Annotated in this window: 17 protein-coding genes and 1 tRNA gene; 17 read left to right on the top strand and 1 reads right to left on the bottom strand. The window is 43.8% G+C overall.

Going from position 1 to position 17,430, the window contains the following annotated elements; all coding sequences use genetic code 11:
- Positions 1–233 precede the first annotated feature (233 nt).
- From cydA to AC3CKG_RS10575, 13 genes are all read left to right on the top strand, one after another.
- The gene (gene cydA / locus AC3CKG_RS10635) at positions 234–1,820 is read left to right on the top strand and encodes a cytochrome ubiquinol oxidase subunit I (protein ID WP_029223557.1); all 1,587 of its coding nucleotides are present in this window, start codon (positions 234–236) and stop codon (positions 1,818–1,820) included.
- A 13-nt stretch (positions 1,821–1,833) separates the two neighbouring features.
- Positions 1,834–2,970 (top strand): cytochrome d ubiquinol oxidase subunit II, encoded by a 1,137-nt coding sequence (gene cydB / locus AC3CKG_RS10630; RefSeq protein ID WP_017111035.1) that lies wholly within the window; start codon positions 1,834–1,836, stop codon positions 2,968–2,970.
- Positions 2,971–3,001: 31 nt separating this feature from the next.
- The gene (gene cydX / locus AC3CKG_RS10625) at positions 3,002–3,109 is read left to right on the top strand and encodes a cytochrome bd-I oxidase subunit CydX (protein WP_000270284.1); all 108 of its coding nucleotides are present in this window, start codon (positions 3,002–3,004) and stop codon (positions 3,107–3,109) included.
- Positions 3,102–3,404, top strand: a complete 303-nt coding sequence (ybgE, locus tag AC3CKG_RS10620) for a cyd operon protein YbgE (RefSeq protein WP_017111034.1) — start codon at positions 3,102–3,104, stop codon at positions 3,402–3,404. Before cydX ends, ybgE begins: the two co-directional genes overlap by 8 nt.
- A 173-nt stretch (positions 3,405–3,577) precedes the next feature.
- Positions 3,578–4,015, top strand: a complete 438-nt coding sequence (ybgC, locus tag AC3CKG_RS10615) for a tol-pal system-associated acyl-CoA thioesterase (protein ID WP_017105747.1) — start codon at positions 3,578–3,580, stop codon at positions 4,013–4,015.
- Positions 4,005–4,688: a protein TolQ gene (gene tolQ, locus AC3CKG_RS10610; RefSeq protein ID WP_017111033.1), complete on the top strand. Its 684-nt coding sequence runs from the start codon at positions 4,005–4,007 to the stop codon at positions 4,686–4,688. Before ybgC ends, tolQ begins: the two co-directional genes overlap by 11 nt.
- A 3-nt stretch (positions 4,689–4,691) precedes the next feature.
- Positions 4,692–5,135 (top strand): protein TolR, encoded by a 444-nt coding sequence (gene tolR / locus AC3CKG_RS10605; RefSeq protein ID WP_017105745.1) that lies wholly within the window; start codon positions 4,692–4,694, stop codon positions 5,133–5,135.
- A 13-nt stretch (positions 5,136–5,148) separates the two neighbouring features.
- Entirely contained in the window at positions 5,149–6,216 is a 1,068-nt protein-coding gene (gene tolA, locus AC3CKG_RS10600) for a cell envelope integrity protein TolA (protein ID WP_017105744.1), read from the top strand.
- Positions 6,217–6,228: 12 nt separating this feature from the next.
- A complete protein-coding gene (gene tolB / locus AC3CKG_RS10595; protein ID WP_065111061.1) occupies positions 6,229–7,581 on the top strand; it encodes a Tol-Pal system beta propeller repeat protein TolB in 1,353 nt (450 codons plus the stop codon).
- A gap of 111 nt (positions 7,582–7,692) precedes the next feature.
- Positions 7,693–8,235: a peptidoglycan-associated lipoprotein Pal gene (pal, locus tag AC3CKG_RS10590; RefSeq protein WP_017105742.1), complete on the top strand. Its 543-nt coding sequence runs from the start codon at positions 7,693–7,695 to the stop codon at positions 8,233–8,235.
- Between the two features lie 33 nt (positions 8,236–8,268).
- Entirely contained in the window at positions 8,269–9,054 is a 786-nt protein-coding gene (gene ybgF / locus AC3CKG_RS10585) for a tol-pal system protein YbgF (protein WP_029223556.1), read from the top strand.
- 207 nt (positions 9,055–9,261) lie between these two features.
- Complete coding sequence (gene nadA / locus AC3CKG_RS10580; protein WP_004736488.1) at positions 9,262–10,323, top strand: quinolinate synthase NadA; 1,062 nt, start codon at positions 9,262–9,264, stop codon at positions 10,321–10,323.
- 174 nt (positions 10,324–10,497) lie between these two features.
- Positions 10,498–11,529 (top strand): potassium channel family protein, encoded by a 1,032-nt coding sequence (locus AC3CKG_RS10575; RefSeq protein ID WP_488528330.1) that lies wholly within the window; start codon positions 10,498–10,500, stop codon positions 11,527–11,529.
- Positions 11,530–11,659: 130 nt separating this feature from the next.
- Here AC3CKG_RS10575 and AC3CKG_RS10570 read toward each other — a convergent pair whose 3' ends face one another.
- Positions 11,660–12,229 (bottom strand): UPF0149 family protein, encoded by a 570-nt coding sequence (locus AC3CKG_RS10570; protein WP_017105738.1) that lies wholly within the window; start codon positions 12,227–12,229, stop codon positions 11,660–11,662.
- A 138-nt stretch (positions 12,230–12,367) separates the two neighbouring features.
- Here AC3CKG_RS10570 and AC3CKG_RS10565 point away from each other — a divergent pair, with 138 nt between their 5' ends.
- From AC3CKG_RS10565 to gltS, 4 genes are all read left to right on the top strand, one after another.
- A complete protein-coding gene (locus AC3CKG_RS10565) occupies positions 12,368–14,932 on the top strand; it encodes a hybrid sensor histidine kinase/response regulator (protein ID WP_488528329.1) in 2,565 nt (854 codons plus the stop codon).
- A 248-nt stretch (positions 14,933–15,180) separates the two neighbouring features.
- On the top strand, positions 15,181–15,630 hold the full coding sequence (locus tag AC3CKG_RS10560; RefSeq protein WP_017105736.1) for an L-alanine exporter AlaE: 450 nt from the start codon (positions 15,181–15,183) through the stop codon (positions 15,628–15,630).
- A gap of 180 nt (positions 15,631–15,810) precedes the next feature.
- Positions 15,811–15,901 (top strand) — tRNA-Ser (locus AC3CKG_RS10555).
- A 249-nt stretch (positions 15,902–16,150) separates the two neighbouring features.
- The gene (gene gltS, locus AC3CKG_RS10550; protein WP_488528328.1) at positions 16,151–17,365 is read left to right on the top strand and encodes a sodium/glutamate symporter; all 1,215 of its coding nucleotides are present in this window, start codon (positions 16,151–16,153) and stop codon (positions 17,363–17,365) included.
- The last annotated feature ends 65 nt before the right edge of the window (positions 17,366–17,430 follow it).

Here is a 17,430-nt window from a genome sequence, read left to right as displayed (position 1 = left end):
AAAATTGATACAAATCAACGCAGACTTCTCCTATAAACCTTTTGAAACATACTGATTTTACCAGTAATATTAGCGCCAGCTATATTAGCTCATGCTTAACAATAATCTAACTATAACGGTACGTTTTTGCTACAAATTTCAATTTGTAATAACAATTATATAAATTGTTTTAACATGGATATTTGCGGTGAATAATCACACAAGTGTCATTCAGCCGACACAAAGGAGTTACCATGATTGATGTTGTTGATCTGTCGCGATTGCAGTTTGCATTTACAGCGATGTATCACTTCCTATTTGTTCCACTGACTTTAGGTATGGCATTTCTTCTTGCCATTATGGAGTCAGTATATGTAATGACTGGCAAACAAATTTACAAGGACATGACCAAGTTCTGGGGTAAATTGTTTGGTATTAACTTTGCTCTTGGTGTAGCGACAGGCTTAACCATGGAGTTTCAGTTTGGTACGAACTGGTCTTACTATTCTCACTACGTTGGAGACATCTTCGGTGCTCCGCTAGCTATTGAAGCGCTTGTTGCATTCTTCCTAGAGTCTACTTTTGTTGGTCTTTTCTTCTTCGGTTGGGACAGATTGTCAAAGCGTCAGCACTTAGCGGTAACGTGGTTAGTAGCACTTGGCTCTAACTTCTCAGCGCTTTGGATCTTGGTAGCGAACGGCTGGATGCAAAACCCAGTGGGTGCGGAATTTAACTTTGAAACCATGCGTATGGAAATGGTGAGCTTCGCTGAAGTTGTACTAAACCCAGTAGCGCAAGTTAAATTCGTACACACAGTGGCGTCTGGTTACACAACGGGTGCAATGTTCATCCTTGGTATCAGCTCATACTACATTCTTAAAGGTCGTGACCTTGCCTTTGCTCGTCGCTCTTTTGCGATTGCAGCATCTTTCGGTATGGCGGCGATCTTGTCAGTAATCGTGCTAGGTGATGAATCTGGTTACGAGCTTGGTGAAGTTCAAAAAGTGAAGCTCGCTGCGGTAGAAGCAGAGTGGCACACTGAAGAAGCACCAGCTGCATTTACTGTTTTTGGTATTCCAAACCAAGAAACAATGAATACTGACTACGCAATTAAAATCCCTTACGTAATGGGTATCATCGCAACGCGTTCGCTTGATACTGAAGTAACGGGCCTGCGTGACTTACGTGATGATCACGTTGATCGTATCCGTACTGGTATGTACGCATACGAGCTGCTTGAAAAGCTACGTTCAGGCGACAAGTCTGAAGAAAACATTGCAGCGTTCGACGAAGTGAAAGGTGACCTAGGTTACGGTCTGCTTCTTAAGCGCTACACAGACGATGTTGTTGATGCAACAGAAGACCAAATCCAAATGGCTGCGGATGATTCTATCCCAACAGTTTGGCCTCTATTCTGGTCGTTCCGTCTGATGGTTGCTTGTGGCTTCATCATGCTGTTTGTATTCGGTGCGGCGTTTGTTCAAACGTGTCGTCAGAAGATCGAACAGAAACCATGGATACTTAAAGCGGCGCTATTCTCAATCCCACTACCTTGGATTGCGATCGAAGCGGGTTGGTTCGTTGCTGAATTTGGTCGTCAACCATGGGCGGTTGGTGAAATCCTACCGGTTAACGTGGCTGCATCAGCACTAACTATTGAACAGCTTTGGACTTCACTATTCGCTATTCTGGCACTGTACACAGTGTTCTTAATTGCTGAAGTTTACCTAATGCTGAAATTCGCACGTAAAGGTCCAAGTAGCTTAAAGACAGGCCGTTACCACTTCGAACAAAACGATAACTCTGTTGAAGACAAAGTTAGCCGTTCAGTCGAAGTATAAGTGAGGGAATATTATGTTTGATTACGAAAGCTTACGACTTATTTGGTGGGTATTGATCGGTGTTCTACTGGTTGGTTTCGCCGTAACTGATGGCTTCGATATGGGTGTTGCAGCCCTTTCACCTGTTATCGGTAAGAGCGACACTGAACGTCGTATTATGCTAAACACGATTGCCCCCCACTGGGATGGTAACCAAGTTTGGCTTATCACTGCGGGTGGCGCATTGTTTGCTGCATGGCCACTGGTTTACGCGACATCTTTCTCTGGTTTCTACTTCGCAATGTATGCGACGTTAGCTGCGCTTTGGTTACGACCACTTGCTCTTGATTACCGTTCTAAGATTGAAGATCCAAAATGGCGTAAGACTTGGGACTACGCACTTTGCTTTAGTGGCACAGTTCCACCGATCATTTTCGGTGTGGCATTTGGTAACCTATTACAAGGTGTTCCATTCGAACTGAACGAATTCATGATGTCTAAGTACCATGGTACGTTCTTCGCTCTGCTAAACCCGTTTGCATTGCTTTGTGGTGTGTTGGCTCTGATGTTGTTCGTGATGCAAGGTGCAACATGGCTTCAAATGAAGACAACAGAAGAGCTGCACAGTCGCGCTCGTAACGTTGCTCAGATCACTGGCCTAATTGCTATTGCTCTATTCGTTATTGGTGGCTTCTGGGTTCAATCTATCGAAGGTTATGTAATTACAAGCACTATCGATACGTTTGCTGATTCAAACCCACTAAACAAAGAAGTATCACTTCAAGTTGGTGCTTGGATGACAAACTTCGAAACGTATCCAGCAATGTGGGCTGCGCCGATTCTTGGTGTAGCAATGCCACTACTTGCTGTGATTGCATCTCGCTTTGAGCGTGGTGGTTTCGCATTCTTGTTCTCAAGCCTATCTAACGCTGGTGTTATTTTAACGGCTGGTTTTGCAATGTTCCCATTCGTAATGCCATCTAGCCTGAACCCTAGCCATAGTTTGACTATGTGGGATTCAACAGCAAGTGAGCTAACGCTTGGTCTTATGACTGGAGTTGCGGCGGTAATGGTTCCTGTGATTCTGGGCTACACGACTTGGACATACTACAAAATGTTTGGTCGTCTAGATAAGAAACACATCGAAGATAACGACGTTTCAGCTTACTAAGCTAGAAGTTAAATAACTTAGGAGAAATTTTATGTGGTATTTCGCATGGATTTTGGGTGTACTTCTAGCATGTGCATTCGGCATCATCAATGCTCTTTGGCTTGAGCATTCAGAAATGATGGATAAAGACAGTGAGTAATCTCGCAGAGCAAGTTGCTAAATTACATCAACCAATGGATAAGACTCTGTTAAGAGCTTTATCCCTAATATTGGGTTTCATGCATGTTGGTTTAGTAATGTGGGATCCTGAAACGTATGCGGCAAGCATCGGTGGCTTTAACGCTATCATTGGGCCTATGTTCATCTGGGCTGTATGCTCGAGCATGGTTTATGGTATCGGTTTTAAACCAAGAGCTTGGATGTGGCAGTTATTATTCAGCCCTTACGTTTCACTCACGATTTTGCTCTATCTAACCGTGCTGCGCCTTATCTAAATGGGGTCGTGGACTAGGTTTATAACAAAGTAAACCTAGGTAGTTGTTGGGTTTTTAGCCAAAAAGAGGTCATCTTATACAGATGGCCTTTTTTTTCGTCTTTCAAATCAAATAAATCACTGCCATATACTTTTAATGATAAAGAGTTAGGTTATAGTGAGATCTTTATCGTTTTGGGTTGTGGTAGCAAATTGCAGGGATTATCTAAGCCATTTACTTGGCCTGTGACAGTGTATTACGAAGACACCGATGCTGGTGGGGTGGTATATCATGCCAACTATCTTAAGTTCTTTGAGCGCGCTCGAACTGAGATGTTGCGTTCAATTGGCGTCTCTCAGCAAGTCTTGTTAGAACAAAATATCGGTTTCGTAGTCCGACATATGGACATTGATTTTATTCAAGGTGCGCGACTTGATGATTCTTTACAAGTCATTACAAATATTTACGAGTTGAAGCGAGCAACCTTGGTCTTCTGTCAAGAGATCGTAAATCCTGATGGCAAGGCATTGTGTAAAGCAATGGTTAAGGTAGCATGTATCGATAATCAAAAAATGAAACCCAAAGCAATGCCAACATTTATTCTCACGGAGCTAACGAATAGTGACTGCTGAAATCTCAATCTTAGGCCTAATATTAGAAGCTAGCTTACTAGTTAAGATGGTCATGCTGATTCTTATGGGCATGTCTGTTGTTTCTTGGGCAATGATCATAAAAAGAAGTAAAGTATTATCTCAAGCTTCTAAACAAACAGAAGTCTTTGAAGACAAATTTTGGTCTGGCGTTGATCTTGCTAAATTGTACCAAGAGAGCAATAAACGCAAAGACGAGCTTTCTGGTACTGAAGAAATCTTCTACGCAGGCTTCACCGAATTTGCTCGCCTTCGTAAATCTAATGCCACTTCTCCTGATTTCATTATGGAAGGCACTGGTCGTGCAATGCGCGTTGCGGTTGCCCGTGAAGTGGATGAGCTAGAAACCAATTTACCTTTCCTAGCGACCGTCGGTTCTATCAGTCCTTATATCGGCCTTTTTGGTACGGTCTGGGGCATCATGCACTCATTCATCGCACTAGGCGAAGTGAAGCAGGCGACACTCGCGATGGTTGCACCTGGTATTGCAGAAGCTCTGATTGCAACAGCGATGGGTCTATTCGCTGCTATTCCAGCTGTTATGGCTTACAACCGCTTCAGTAGCCGAGTAGGTAAACTCGAACATAACTACGCGACTTTCTCTGAAGAGTTTCACAGTATTCTTCACCGTCAAGCGATGGCTGGCAGGGAATAATAGATGGCTGGATACCAACCTAAAAAACGCAAAATGACGGCAGAGATTAACGTTGTACCTTACATCGACGTTATGCTGGTTTTGCTGATTATTTTTATGGTGACCTCACCATTCGTCACACAAGGTGTTGATGTTGAATTGCCAAAGGCTTCAACGGCTAAGTCAGCTCAAGATTTACTGGGTGACGAGAACGCGAGCTTCATTATCGTTGAAGTGAACAAAGACGGTGAGCTTGGCTTGAGCGTTAACGATGAAGAGGTTCAACGAGGCCTGTCAATTGAAGACATTATTGTTCGGGTTAAAGCGGAATTGTCTCTGAATCCTAACTCTCCAGTGGCGGTCGGCGGTGATGCCGCAACGCCTTACGCTGAAGTTGTTTTATTACTTGATGAATTAAGCCGTGCAGGTGTGCCCAAGGTTGGCCTTTTAACGGATATAAGGGAATAGCTCCGTAGCATTCATGAAAGCGAATAATAAAAAATCCAATAATTTCAAAACGCCGCTTCTAATTTCAATCGGGCTGCATGTCATTCTATTCGTCGCTCTTATTTGGGGAGCAGACTTCACGATGTCAGAACCTAAGCCAACAGGGCAGATGGTTCAGGCGGTCGTGATTGACCCTCAGTTAGTTCGCAAGCAAGCCCAACAGATTCGTCAACAAAGAGAAGCTGCGGGTAAGAAAGAACAAGAACGGTTAGACAAGTTACGTCGCGAAAGCGAGAGACTTGAAAAGAATCGTAAAGCGGAAGAAGAAAACATCCGCAAGCTGAAAGAAAAACAAGCCAAAGAAGCGAAAGCGACGCGAGAAGCTGAAAAACGCCGAGTTGAAAAAGAGAAACAACGTAAAGTTGAAGAGGCTCGTTTAAAGACAGAACAAAAGAAAGCCGCGAAAGCAGAAGCTGATCGTAAGCTAAAAGAAGCCGCTGTGGTTAAGGCGGAGAAAGAACGCAAGGCCAAAGAAGCGGCTGTCGCCAAAGCTGAACAAGAACGCGTGGCAAAAGAAAAAGCCGCGAAAGAGGCTGCAGACAAAGCTCGCAAAGAAAAAGAAGCCGCTGAACGTGCTGAAAAGCAGCGTATAGCGAAAGAGAAAGAAGCGGCAGCAGCAGCGGAGAAAGCCCGTAAAGCAAAAGAAGCTGCAGCAAGAGCCGAAAAAGAGCGCAAACAACAAGAGGCAGCATTGAACGATATCTTTGCTGGGCTTGAAACTGAGTCGACTCAAAACTCTTCGGCTAAACAACAATTTATTAGTGATGAAGCACAGCGTTACGGTGCGATTTATACTCAGCTCATTCAACAGAACTTATTGTTAGAAGACAGCTACAGAGGACGCTCATGTCGAGTGAACCTTAAGCTCATTCCAACGGGCTCAAACGCTATTTTGGGTAGCTTAAGCATCTTGGATGGCGATAGCCGTTTGTGCGCAGCAACCAAGCGTGCCGTGGCACAAGTGCAATCTTATCCATTGCCGAAAGACCCGGACATTGTGAAATCACTGAAAGACATCAATTTAACTGTATCACCAGAGTAAAAGGACGAACTTGTGTTAAAAAAACTATTACTGAGTTTTGTTTTTGTAATAGCGACAAGCAGCCAGTTTGCACATGCAGCACTGGAGCTGGTTATTACAGACGGTATAAACTCTGCTAGACCTATTGCCATCGTGCCTTTCCGTTGGGAAGGTGCAGGACCTTTGCCACACGATGTATCAGCGGTTATCGCTTCTGACTTACAACGTAGTGGTAAATTCAGCCCAGTTGCAACAAGCAAAATGCCTCAAACGCCTTACAGCGAAACAGAGGTCGACTTTGATGCTTGGACTAACTTAGGTGTTGATTCATTACTAACCGGTAGCATTACTAAAAATGCTGAAGGGCAATACGTCGTCAACTACCAGTTGATAGACATTGTTCGTGGTCAACTGACCAAAGGACAAAGCCGTGCGTTAAGTGATGAAGGCCAATTGGTACTTTCTAAAGACCACGTTTTGTTCAATAAGAAAGCGACGGTTCCGGGTAAACGCTTGAGAGAGTACGCACACCGTATTTCTGATTTAGTGTATGAAGAACTGACTGGTGAGAAAGGCGCGTTTTTAACTCGTATCTCTTACGTGGTAGTGAACGACAAAGATAAATACCCATACCAACTTCGTGTTGCTGATTACGATGGTTTCAACGAGCGTTTAGTACTTCGCTCTAAACAACCTCTAATGTCACCAGCATGGTCTCCAGACGGTAAGAAGCTGGCTTATGTAAGCTTCCAAAATGGCCAAGCTGAAATATTCATTATGAATATTTACACCGGTGAACGTGAGAAGGTGACGTCATACCCTCGTCACAATGGCGCGCCAAGATTCTCGCCAGACGGTAAGACATTGGCATTGGTATTGTCGAAAACAGGCAGCCTTCAAGTGTACACACTTGACCTTGCTAGCCGTAAGCTGACTCAAATTACCCGCGGGCGTTCTAATAATACTGAACCATTCTGGCACCCAGATGGCAAGTCTCTTATTTTCACGTCGGATCGTGGTGGTAAACCTCAGATTTATAATGTAAATTTGTCCAATAATTCGACTTCTCGTATTACTTGGCAAGGTAGCCAAAACTTAGGTGGCCAGATCACCCCTGATGGACGATTCCTGATCATGGTAAATCGTAGCAACTCAGGTTTTAACTTGGCTAAGCAAGATTTGGAAACCGGTGCAGTTCAGGTGCTAACAAAAACACTGTTAGATGAATCTCCAAGCATTGCACCGAATGGGGGTATGGTTATCTATAGCTCTATTTACAACAAAACAAACGTGCTATCGATGGTTTCTATCGATGGTCGTTTTAAAGCTAGATTACCGGCAACCAACGGACGCGTAAGAGCGCCTGCATGGTCACCGTTCCTCTAGTTAAGGTGATACATTCTTTTAGCTATTGATAGTGTTAACTATTGTGGCAATTAACTATCTATAGCACTTAGTCGCTGTAGAAACTAAGTTTGATAACGTAAGGAAAAAAAGATGCAACTTAACAAAGTTCTTAAAGGCTTGATGATTGCACTACCAGTGATGGCAGTAACGGCATGTAGCTCAACTGATGAAGCAACATCTGCAACTTCAGGTACTGAAAGCAACCAAACAACTTCAGGTTCAGAAGGCAACGTAGACACAACTGTTGTAACGCCAATTGATGCTAACGCTCAACTGTCTGAGCAAGAGCTTAAAGAGCAAGCGCTACGCGAAACTCAAACAATCTACTTTGCATTCGATAACTCTACTATCGCTAGCGACTACGAAGAAATTCTAGCAGCTCACGCAGCTTACCTAAGCAACAACGTTGACATGAACGTTACTATCGAAGGTCACGCTGATGAACGCGGTACTCCTGAGTACAACATCGCACTTGGCGAGCGTCGTGCACAAGCTGTAGCGAAATACCTACAAGCTCTAGGTGTTCAAGCAGACCAAATCTCTATCGTAAGCTACGGTGAAGAGAAGCCACTTCTTCTAGGTCAATCTGAAGATGTGTACGCTAAAAACCGTCGCGCAGTACTAGTTTACTAATTTTAGTAGGCTATATAATTGAGGAATTGCCTCATGTTCAGTAACACAAAGCGAGTCATTTTGCTTTCGTTACTGGCAAGTGCAGCGAACATCGCGTTCGCTGCACCAGCTCCAGTATCCGATCTCAATAGCACCGCAACCAATTCATCATCTTCCTCTCGATCAGCAGCCTCTAACGAATCAGATATCGAGCGTTTAGAGCGCCTGCTTCAAAATCGCAACCTCGTTCAGCTTCAAATGCAACAGCAAATCGACGACATGGCACTGGAGATCAGTGAACTTCGTGGTGAACTGGAACGAAACAGTTACGATATGAAGCAAATGCTAGAGCGCCAACGTGAACTGTTCATTGAACTGGATCGTGTAAGAGGCGAGGTGAAAGCAGCAGGAACAGCAACGGTAGCAGTGGCAGCGAGCGAAGGCTCTAAAGATGCTTCTGGTACGTTCAGTACTGATGTCGATGAGCAAACCGCTTATCAAAATGCTGTAGATATGATTCTAAAGCAACGAGACTACACGGGGGCTATCGCAGCATTCCAAAAGTTTCAAAAAGACTTCCCAGATTCTACCTTCACACCTAACTCACATTACTGGTTAGGTCAGCTTTATTTCGCTAAGAAGCAAGATAAAGAAGCCGTGAAGAGCTTTGCCGCTGTTGTGTCGTACAAAGACTCAAACAAGCGAGCAGATGCGCTGGTTAAGCTTGGTGACATAGCTGCACGCAACAATAATGCGACGCAAGCTAAGAAATATTACCAACAAGTCGTTACCGAGTACCCAAACAGTGCTTCGGCTAAAGTGGCCAAAACCCACTTATAAAAAAAATAGAGGTGCTCAGGTACCTCTTTTTTATACCAGCTTACTTCCTTAATATTTACTCAGCCGCTTTGTGACGCCAACGCATCACCTTGTTTATGCGTTTTAAGTCTTAGCTAGTCATCGCTTGCAACCAATCCTTTTTGATCCTCATCGCTGTCCTGTGTAGAATACTCTAATCCTCGGAAGAAGTTGCGTAGAGCAAGAGCAATGAGTCATATACTAGATAAAATCGATACAGTTTACCCGTTTCCGCCGAAGCCAGTTCCATTGAGCGACGCTCAGAAACAGGCCCACATCGCGAACATCAAAAAACTACTTCAAGAAAAAGATGCAGTTCTAATTGCACACTACTACACAGATCCTGAAATTCAGGCTCTGGCTGAAGAAACTGGTGGTTTCGTTGGCGATTCTTTAGAAATGGCTAAGTTCGGTAACCGTCATTCAGCAAGCACTTTGATCATAGCTGGTGTTCGTTTCATGGGTGAGTCTGCGAAGATTCTTACGCCTGAAAAACGCATTCTAATGCCAACGCTTGAAGCTGAATGTTCACTTGATCTTGGTTGTCCTGCTGACAAATTTACAGAATTTTGTGATGCTCACCCTGACCACACCGTGGTTGTATACGCGAACACCTCTGCCGCTGTTAAAGCTCGTGCAGACTGGGTGGTTACGTCGAGCATTGCTTTAGAAATCGTTGAAAGCCTAGACGCTGAAGGCAAACCCATTATTTGGGGCCCTGACCGCCACCTAGGTTCTTACATCGCAAATCAAACTGGCGCTGACATGTTGCTTTGGCAAGGTGAGTGTATCGTTCATGATGAATTCTCAGCGGATGCTTTGAAGAAAATGAAATCGGTCTACCCAGAAGCGGCTATTTTGGTTCACCCAGAGTCACCAGCAAGTGTGGTTGAACTGGCTGATGCTGTAGGTTCAACGAGCCAGCTAATTAAGAAGGCAAAAGAGCTGCCTCATCCACAGATGATTGTCGCAACTGACAAAGGTATCTTCTTCAAGATGCAACAATTGGTTCCTGAAAAAGAACTGATTGAAGCACCAACAGCGGGTGCTGGTGCAACGTGTCGTAGCTGCGCACACTGTCCTTGGATGGCTATGAATGGCCTTGAAGCGATTGAAAATGCACTTGAGCATGGTGGTGAGCAACACGAAATCTTCGTTTCTGACGAATTACGCGTTAAGTCTCTTATTCCATTGAACCGCATGCTAGATTTTGCTGAACAGCTTAATGTGCAGGTAAAAGGTAACGCGTAAGCCGTTCTTTTATCTAACGTATGAAAAACCAGCCAATAGTGCTGGTTTTTTTGTACCTGAGTATAGGGCGACCATATCAATCTTGTGGTCATGTATCTTTTTCTGATGATACATCTTGTTGATATCGCGTATTTTTTCTAGCATGTAACTAAGAGAAATGGATTAGAGGCTTGAATGATAATCTGGTTACAACTCAAACGCTGGATCAAAGCAAACATCTTTGTTTTGAATGGCAAAAACTTACTGTTCACTTTTCTTGGCTACATAGTTCTATCGTGGTCGATGCTGTATTTGGCGGGTGAAACAGATTTAACCAGTTCGGTTACCGTATTTGCTTACTACTTGGTGGTGACGGCTTCTACAGTTGGTTATGGTGATTTGTCACCGACCACGGCTGCGGGACAGTGGATAGTTATTTTATTTGTGATTCCAGGCGGGTTGAGCCTTTTCGCCGCACTACTCGGTAAAGTGGCGACAGAAGGTGTTGAATATTGGCGAGCAGGCTTGCTAGGAAAAAGGAGAGTTAGAGTGGACAACCACATTTTGATGCTTGGATGGAATGAGCAAAGAACCATTCATCTCATTCGCATGTTGCAGCATGAAGAAACGGGCAAGCGACCAATCGTATTATGTACTCGTTCAGATATTGAGAACCCGCTACCTGGTGAAATCAATTTCGTTAAAGTGAATAGCTACACTGATGGCAAAGAGATGGAGAAAACGGGCATCGAGTCAGCAAGTTGCATCTTGATTGATAACCCAGAAGACGACATCACTTTATCTGCGGCGCTCTACTGCGCGAACCGAAATCCGAAGGCCCACCTTTTGGTTTACTTTAAAGATGAAGCATTGAGCGACCTGCTACACAAGCATTGTCCAAATTCAGAATGTATTCCTGCTGTTGGTGCGGAAATGCTGGCTAAAGCTGCTGTTGACCCAGGTTCTAGTGCGCTTCATCAAGAGTTATTAAGCTCCACAAGAGGCATGACACAGTATTCAACGTACTTCCCTGAAAACGCCGAGCCTGTGACCGTTGCGCCTATTTTCTCTGTGTTTAAAGAGAAGTATCAAGCAACGTTGATCGCGATTGATACGGGTCGTGGAATTGAACTTAACCCAGAACTTGATCAAGTTGTCAGCAGTGGGACTAAGTTGTTTTATATTGCCGATGAACGAATCGATCACTTCGATTGGAAAGGCTTTTAAACTAACACCATTCCTTCAGATCTAAAAAAGGCCTCATCGTGAGGCCTTTTTGTTATCGTTCGGTTGAGCGAGTCGAGCTCATTCACTAGCTGACTAGTATCTTTTGTAGAGCTTGTTTCTTTGGCAGAGGTTACTGCGCTTCAGCCAACGCGATGCCGCGCTGCGTTAGTCCACAAAGCATTACAGGAACTGCGTTGAAGATCTCTTCAAATTGCTCTAGGCCTTCAATACCTTGCTCTGCAAGCGTTGCGATTGACGTTTCTGGATCGTAAAGCATGCTAAGTGAAAGTAACACACCACCGACAAGGGCGTTGTCTTCGCTGTCTTCAGGCATCAGTGTTTCCCAATCATCTCGGGCGATCTGCCAGCCTTGAAGCAAGCCTTCACAAAAATCGCGAGCTGCGGTATTCACCACTTCTGCATCATCCAGTTGGCAATCTTCAGGCCAAACCCACGTGCCTTCGATTAGTTCAGGACGTGTTTTATTCCAAAGAGAGATGATAACTTCAATGTAGCTTTCAAGTTGTTCACCATCCGTAAATGGAGCGACTTCTTCACCACCCCAAAGGAACGGTAGCCACTCATGCGGTGTTAACACATTAGGCGCCGCTGCCATTGCAGTGACAAATCCCATGGTTTTGTGTTCTGTGATTAGCTTTCCTTCCAACTCTGGAAGCGCAAGAATATCTTGTAAGGTCAAAGTGAGGTACCGTAAAAGGGAACATATTTGCGCTTATAGTACCAATGAACTTGTGCCAATCAAGCTTCAATCTAAAAAGGCTTGATGTCGTTGGTGATAAACACTAGGTTTAACAGAAAAGAAAACAATAAAAGAATTATGCAGATACGGTCGTCTTTAAAGAAAAAAAGCATGGTAGCGCTTGGTTTATACCTTGCGATGTTTATTGCCATTGTCGGCAGTGTGACTTATTACGTCGTAGAATCCCCTGTGCGTGCCAAATTACAACAAAACCTCGACTTGCGTACGGAGTTGTTGTCCGCATTGATTACAGAGCCACTCAGTAGCTCTCAAGGCTTTGTTGATAGTTTAGTTGGTTTCGCTCAGGCACATCGCAATGGTGACGATGTCATCCCGCTGTTTAAGTCGATGTTGGCGGCGAGTGATGACACGATCGTCAGCGCGGGTATTTGGCCTGAACCTTATGTGTTGGATTCTAAAAAGCTGCTTAACAGCTATTTTTTCAACAAAGCCGACGACGGCACGATTGACCAACTGTTTTCTTATAACAACCCTAAAAACGCCCCATATCATGAAGAATATTGGTACACGTCTGTCGTAGACAAACCACAGGGAACCATCTCATGGAGTGATGTGTATATCGACCCATACACACACGTTCGAATGATCACTGCTTCTTCCCCTTATTATTACGATGGAACCTTCGCGGGCGTTGCGACTGTGGATCTTTCCCTCGAAGAGCTATTGGGTTTCATCAAAAACCATGCAGAAGAGTACAACCTTGGTATTACGCTGAGAGATAAACTCAACCAAGTGTTGGTTTCCCATAACTTCAATCTCGTAGAAGGGATCTACATCAGTAGCAGCCAATTTGGCGAATTCGGTTGGCAAGTGGATGTGGTTAACTCAAAGTCACGTGTGGCAGACGAAGTTTTTCGCCAAGTGATGAGTATCGAGGGCGGTATTGTGCCGCTATTACTACTGTGTGTAATGGCTGGTTATTACTTATTGAACCGCTATTTGATTAGTCCGATAACAACCATCGCCGCTAAGGTTGATGGTTCGAAAGCGGGTGAAATCATTGATGTTGATTATTCAAGTGATGATGAAATCGGCCACTTGATTAAGACCTTCAACGAAAAGACCATTTACCTCGAAGCGGAAAAGGTCAAAGCTCAAGCATCAACCAATGCTAAAACAGCTTTTCTCGCGACCCTGTCACATGAAATCCGCACGCCAATGAATGGGGTGTTGGGCACCGCTCAGATCTTGCTAAAAACGCCGCTAAATTCTGACCAAGAGAAGCATCTTAAGAGTTTGTATGATTCGGGCGATCATATGATGACTTTACTCAATGAGATATTAGACTTTTCTAAAATCGAGCAGGGCAGGTTAGATTTGGATGAAACTCGATTCCCGCTTGATTCGATCATCGGCAGTATTAACAGTGTTTACTACACATTGTCTTCCGAGAAAGGGCTTCAATTCAAAGTGTATTCTGAGGTGCCTTCTGGTCGTTGGTACTTTTCGGATAAAGCACGCTTGCGCCAAATCTTGTTTAATCTACTGAACAACGCCGTGAAGTTCACTTCTAGAGGCTTCGTTGAGGTGTATCTCAAAGAAGTCGTAGAAGGGAGTGAGACTTACCTCAGTATTCGAGTTCGTGATACTGGCATTGGGATCTCCAAAGAAGCCCAAAAGCGTATTTTCAAGCCTTTTGAACAAGCAGAGTCGTCGACAACAAGGCGTTTTGGCGGTACAGGCCTTGGCTTGGCGATTGTAAAGAAAATCGCCCAACTTATGGATGGCAGTATTACAGTCACCAGTGAAGAAGGGATAGGCACGAGCTTTGATGTTCGACTAAAGATTCAACCCTGTCAGCCTGGAGAGATAGAGAGCTTGCCTCACCAGAAGTTGGATTATTCTGGCTTGAAAGTGCTGATTGTGGAGGATAACCGAACCAATACAATCATCATCGAAACATTCATGAACAGCAAAGGGTTCACGTGTAAAAGCGTGGAAAACGGTGAGCTTGCCATACAAGCCGTCGTTGCTGAGCACTTTGATTTGGTGTTGATGGATAACCATATGCCTGTAATGGACGGTGTTGAATCAACAACCGCGATTCGCGCTCTGATTGGCGATGTTTCATCAGTCTTGATCTTAGGTTGTACTGCTGATGTTTTCAAAGAGACTCGTGAACGGATGCTCGGCGCCGGCGTGGATTATATTATTGCGAAACCCATTGATGAACGAGAGCTTGATGACGCGTTATTCCGTTATTCAAACAAGCTTTACCAGTTCCACGAGGAAGATAGCGCTAATCACGACAACAATCATGATCAAGCCATTCATGAAAGAGAAGGTCATGGTCTAGAAAAACATGGATTAGACAGACATAACGGAAATGTGCCCAAAACACATTTTCATGAGGAAAAAAGCCAAAGCCGCTCGTTGCCTAAACCTGACCTACGAAACAAAGACAACACAGAAGAACTTCTGGTCACGCTTTACGTAGCACTAGAAGACAATAATCTAGAGTTGATTCGATTTGCGTTAGAGAGTCTGCGTGTTCACGTCAAGCCAATGAACAATGCTGAACTTACCTATCAAGTTGATAAGGCACTAGAACAGGTATCTCTGGGAGAGCCTCCTTCTCAAGATGTCATCAATATCATTACTGTAAATATACCTATGGCTTAGATGTTATTTAATTACAGAAAAATAATAACGAATTGTCTACTATTTGACCTTAATAAGATTTATTGGTGGAAGTAACTGCTTTTCAAGTGGTTTTTGGTTGTTAATTTACAACTTGATTTTTAATTTGGAATGTATGACTACTAATCTTGTGATTTAATAGCGACATTATCTGGCAGGGTGTAAATGAACCTTGTTTATATGTTGCTAATTCACTCAGTAGGCAGTGATATATTTTAGGTTTGGTATTAATGAAGTCTCGTGGTCCATTTTGTATTCGTAACGCAGCGGCGGATACATTTGCTATGGTAGTTTTCTGTTTTATCTCTGGCATGATCGTAGAAGTGTTTATTTCAGGTATGACGTTTGAGCAATCTCTTGCTTCTCGAACGTTATCTATTCCGGTAAACATTGCTATCGCTTGGCCTTATGGGGTTTTTCGTGATTGGTTCTTGCGTAATGGTGCAAAGCTTTCACAAAGTTCGTTGATGAAGAATATATCTGACCTTTTAGCTTACGTGTTGTTCCAGTCGCCTGTGTATGCCGGTATTTTATTGGCGGTTGGTGCTTCAAGCGACCAGATCGTCACGGCTGTAACCAGTAACGCTGTAATCTCATGTGGTATGGGCGTGTTGTACGGTTACTTCTTAGATATGTGCCGTAAATGGTTTAGAGTTCCTGGCTATTACCAACAAGCTTAAGAAAAGCAACAAGCGTAAGTACAACGATAGAATGAAATTTGGTTTGTTTTTGATCTAATGAGTTAATTTGTAATCGAACAAGCCGAAAAAGGCACTTTTTTTGAGAATGCCCCTTGACCAAAGCAAGCAGAATCAATAAAGTAGCGCCTCGTTGAGTGACAAGCTCAACACACAATTTGTGGAAGGATGGCTGAGTGGCTTAAGGCGCTCGCCTGGAAAGCGAGTATACGTTTATAGCGTATCTGGGGTTCAAATCCCCATCCTTCCACCACTATTCAAAACCCTAGCAGAAATGCTGGGGTTTTCTCGTTTTAGAGCCTCTAGATTCCACGTCATCCGCTCCATTCTTAGTATCAGTCCCTTTAATCATTTCTTGATAGTCATTTCCTCTATTAATGCCGTCGCAGATTGAACGATCTTAGGTGTTTTTATCGTCGATAAACGCTTGATTTTTGGCATGAATCTAGATTATTAATAGTACGCAATATTAATAATCTAACTATTAGGAATCCATAACCCCATGACAGAAACCCTAGTTTCTCCATTGCTCTCCTTTACTATCGCGATCTCATTACTGTTTATTGGTAAAGGTTTGATCGAGCGATCGGAATTATTAAGGAAGTATTCATTACCAGAGCCTGTTATCGGCGGCTTTGTTTGTGCAGCGACCGTAGCTGCGCTTTACTATATTTTTGAAATCCAAATCACCTTTAGCTTAGATGTCAGAGATTTTTTGCTTCTCTACTTTTTTGCTGGCATCGGACTCCAAGCGGATATTAAAACGCTGATCAAGGGTGGGCGACCGTTGTTCATTCTGTTGTTTCTTGCTGCTGTTTTTATCGTGTTGCAAAACGTGGTCGGCATGGCGGTAGCTTCTGGCTTCGGAATGGATCCTAAAGCAGGCTTATTGTCCGGCTCTGTCAGCTTAATCGGTGGCGTAGGTACAACGTTGGCGTGGGCACCAATGTTTGTTGAAGAGTTTGGTATTTCGAACGCGCTAGAGCTCGGTGTGGCGTCCAACACGGTTGGCTTGATTGCGGCGTGTGTGATTGGTGGTCCAATTGCCAACTACCTACTTAATAAACACAAAATTAGCCCATCGAATGAAGAAGACGTGACGGTCGGTGCGTACCAAGAGAGTGAAACAAAAACAGAGCTAAGCCACTACGGCGTTCTGTGGGCTTGGTTAATCTTAAACCTAACTCTCATGCTTGGTTACAGCTTGAGTGAAGTTATTGACTCAATGGGCTTAAAACTCCCGCTATTCGTAAGCTGCTTAATCGCCGGTATCCTGATCGGGAACATTGGTCGAGCGTTGTTTAAGAAGCGTCGTACGCAAGAGAAAATAGCTCAAGGTCGCAAAGGTTTAGCGATGATCTCTGACATCTGTTTGGGGATGTTCTTAACCATGGCATTGATGGGGCTCCGAATCTGGGATCTTGATGGGTTGTTTGGCTATATCTCGGTGATCATGAGTATCCAAATTTTGCTTTCCCTGTTATTTACCATATTCGTCGTCTATTACTTGATGGGAAGAAACTACGACTCAGTGGTGATATGTTCTGGCTTCGGAGGCATTACTCTCGGCTCGACTGCCACAGCGATTGTGAACATGACTGCCGTTACGCATCGTTATGGCGCAAGCCCACAAGCTTTCATTGTGGTGCCTTTAGTGTGTGGTTTCTTTGTCGATTTGATTAATGCATTGGTGATTAGCTTCTTTGTCGGGATGTAGCTGTATTTGTTGTTTCCAACATAAAAGTAAAAATCCCTACCAATTTTGTTGATAGGGATTTTTGA

Source organism: Vibrio sp. QJM3NY_15 (assembly GCF_057785995.1).
Note: the sequence above shows the minus strand (reverse complement) of the source record. Positions and strands in the feature narration are given on the sequence as shown.

What these genes read in the sequence shown, in the direction of transcription:
- ybgF (WP_029223556.1), top strand. Translation starts at nt 8,269, where the DNA reads ATGTTCAGTAACACAAAGCGAGTCATTTTGCTTTCGTTACTGGCAAGT.
- tolA (WP_017105744.1), top strand. Translation starts at nt 5,149, where the DNA reads ATGAAAGCGAATAATAAAAAATCCAATAATTTCAAAACGCCGCTTCTA.
- cydA (WP_029223557.1), top strand. Translation starts at nt 234, where the DNA reads ATGATTGATGTTGTTGATCTGTCGCGATTGCAGTTTGCATTTACAGCG.
- AC3CKG_RS10565 (WP_488528329.1), top strand. Translation starts at nt 12,368, where the DNA reads ATGCAGATACGGTCGTCTTTAAAGAAAAAAAGCATGGTAGCGCTTGGT.
- cydX (WP_000270284.1), top strand. Translation starts at nt 3,002, where the DNA reads ATGTGGTATTTCGCATGGATTTTGGGTGTACTTCTAGCATGTGCATTC.
- AC3CKG_RS10575 (WP_488528330.1), top strand. Translation starts at nt 10,498, where the DNA reads ATGATAATCTGGTTACAACTCAAACGCTGGATCAAAGCAAACATCTTT.
- cydB (WP_017111035.1), top strand. Translation starts at nt 1,834, where the DNA reads ATGTTTGATTACGAAAGCTTACGACTTATTTGGTGGGTATTGATCGGT.
- pal (WP_017105742.1), top strand. Translation starts at nt 7,693, where the DNA reads ATGCAACTTAACAAAGTTCTTAAAGGCTTGATGATTGCACTACCAGTG.
- gltS (WP_488528328.1), top strand. Translation starts at nt 16,151, where the DNA reads ATGACAGAAACCCTAGTTTCTCCATTGCTCTCCTTTACTATCGCGATC.
- tolR (WP_017105745.1), top strand. Translation starts at nt 4,692, where the DNA reads ATGGCTGGATACCAACCTAAAAAACGCAAAATGACGGCAGAGATTAAC.
- nadA (WP_004736488.1), top strand. Translation starts at nt 9,262, where the DNA reads ATGAGTCATATACTAGATAAAATCGATACAGTTTACCCGTTTCCGCCG.
- AC3CKG_RS10560 (WP_017105736.1), top strand. Translation starts at nt 15,181, where the DNA reads ATGAAGTCTCGTGGTCCATTTTGTATTCGTAACGCAGCGGCGGATACA.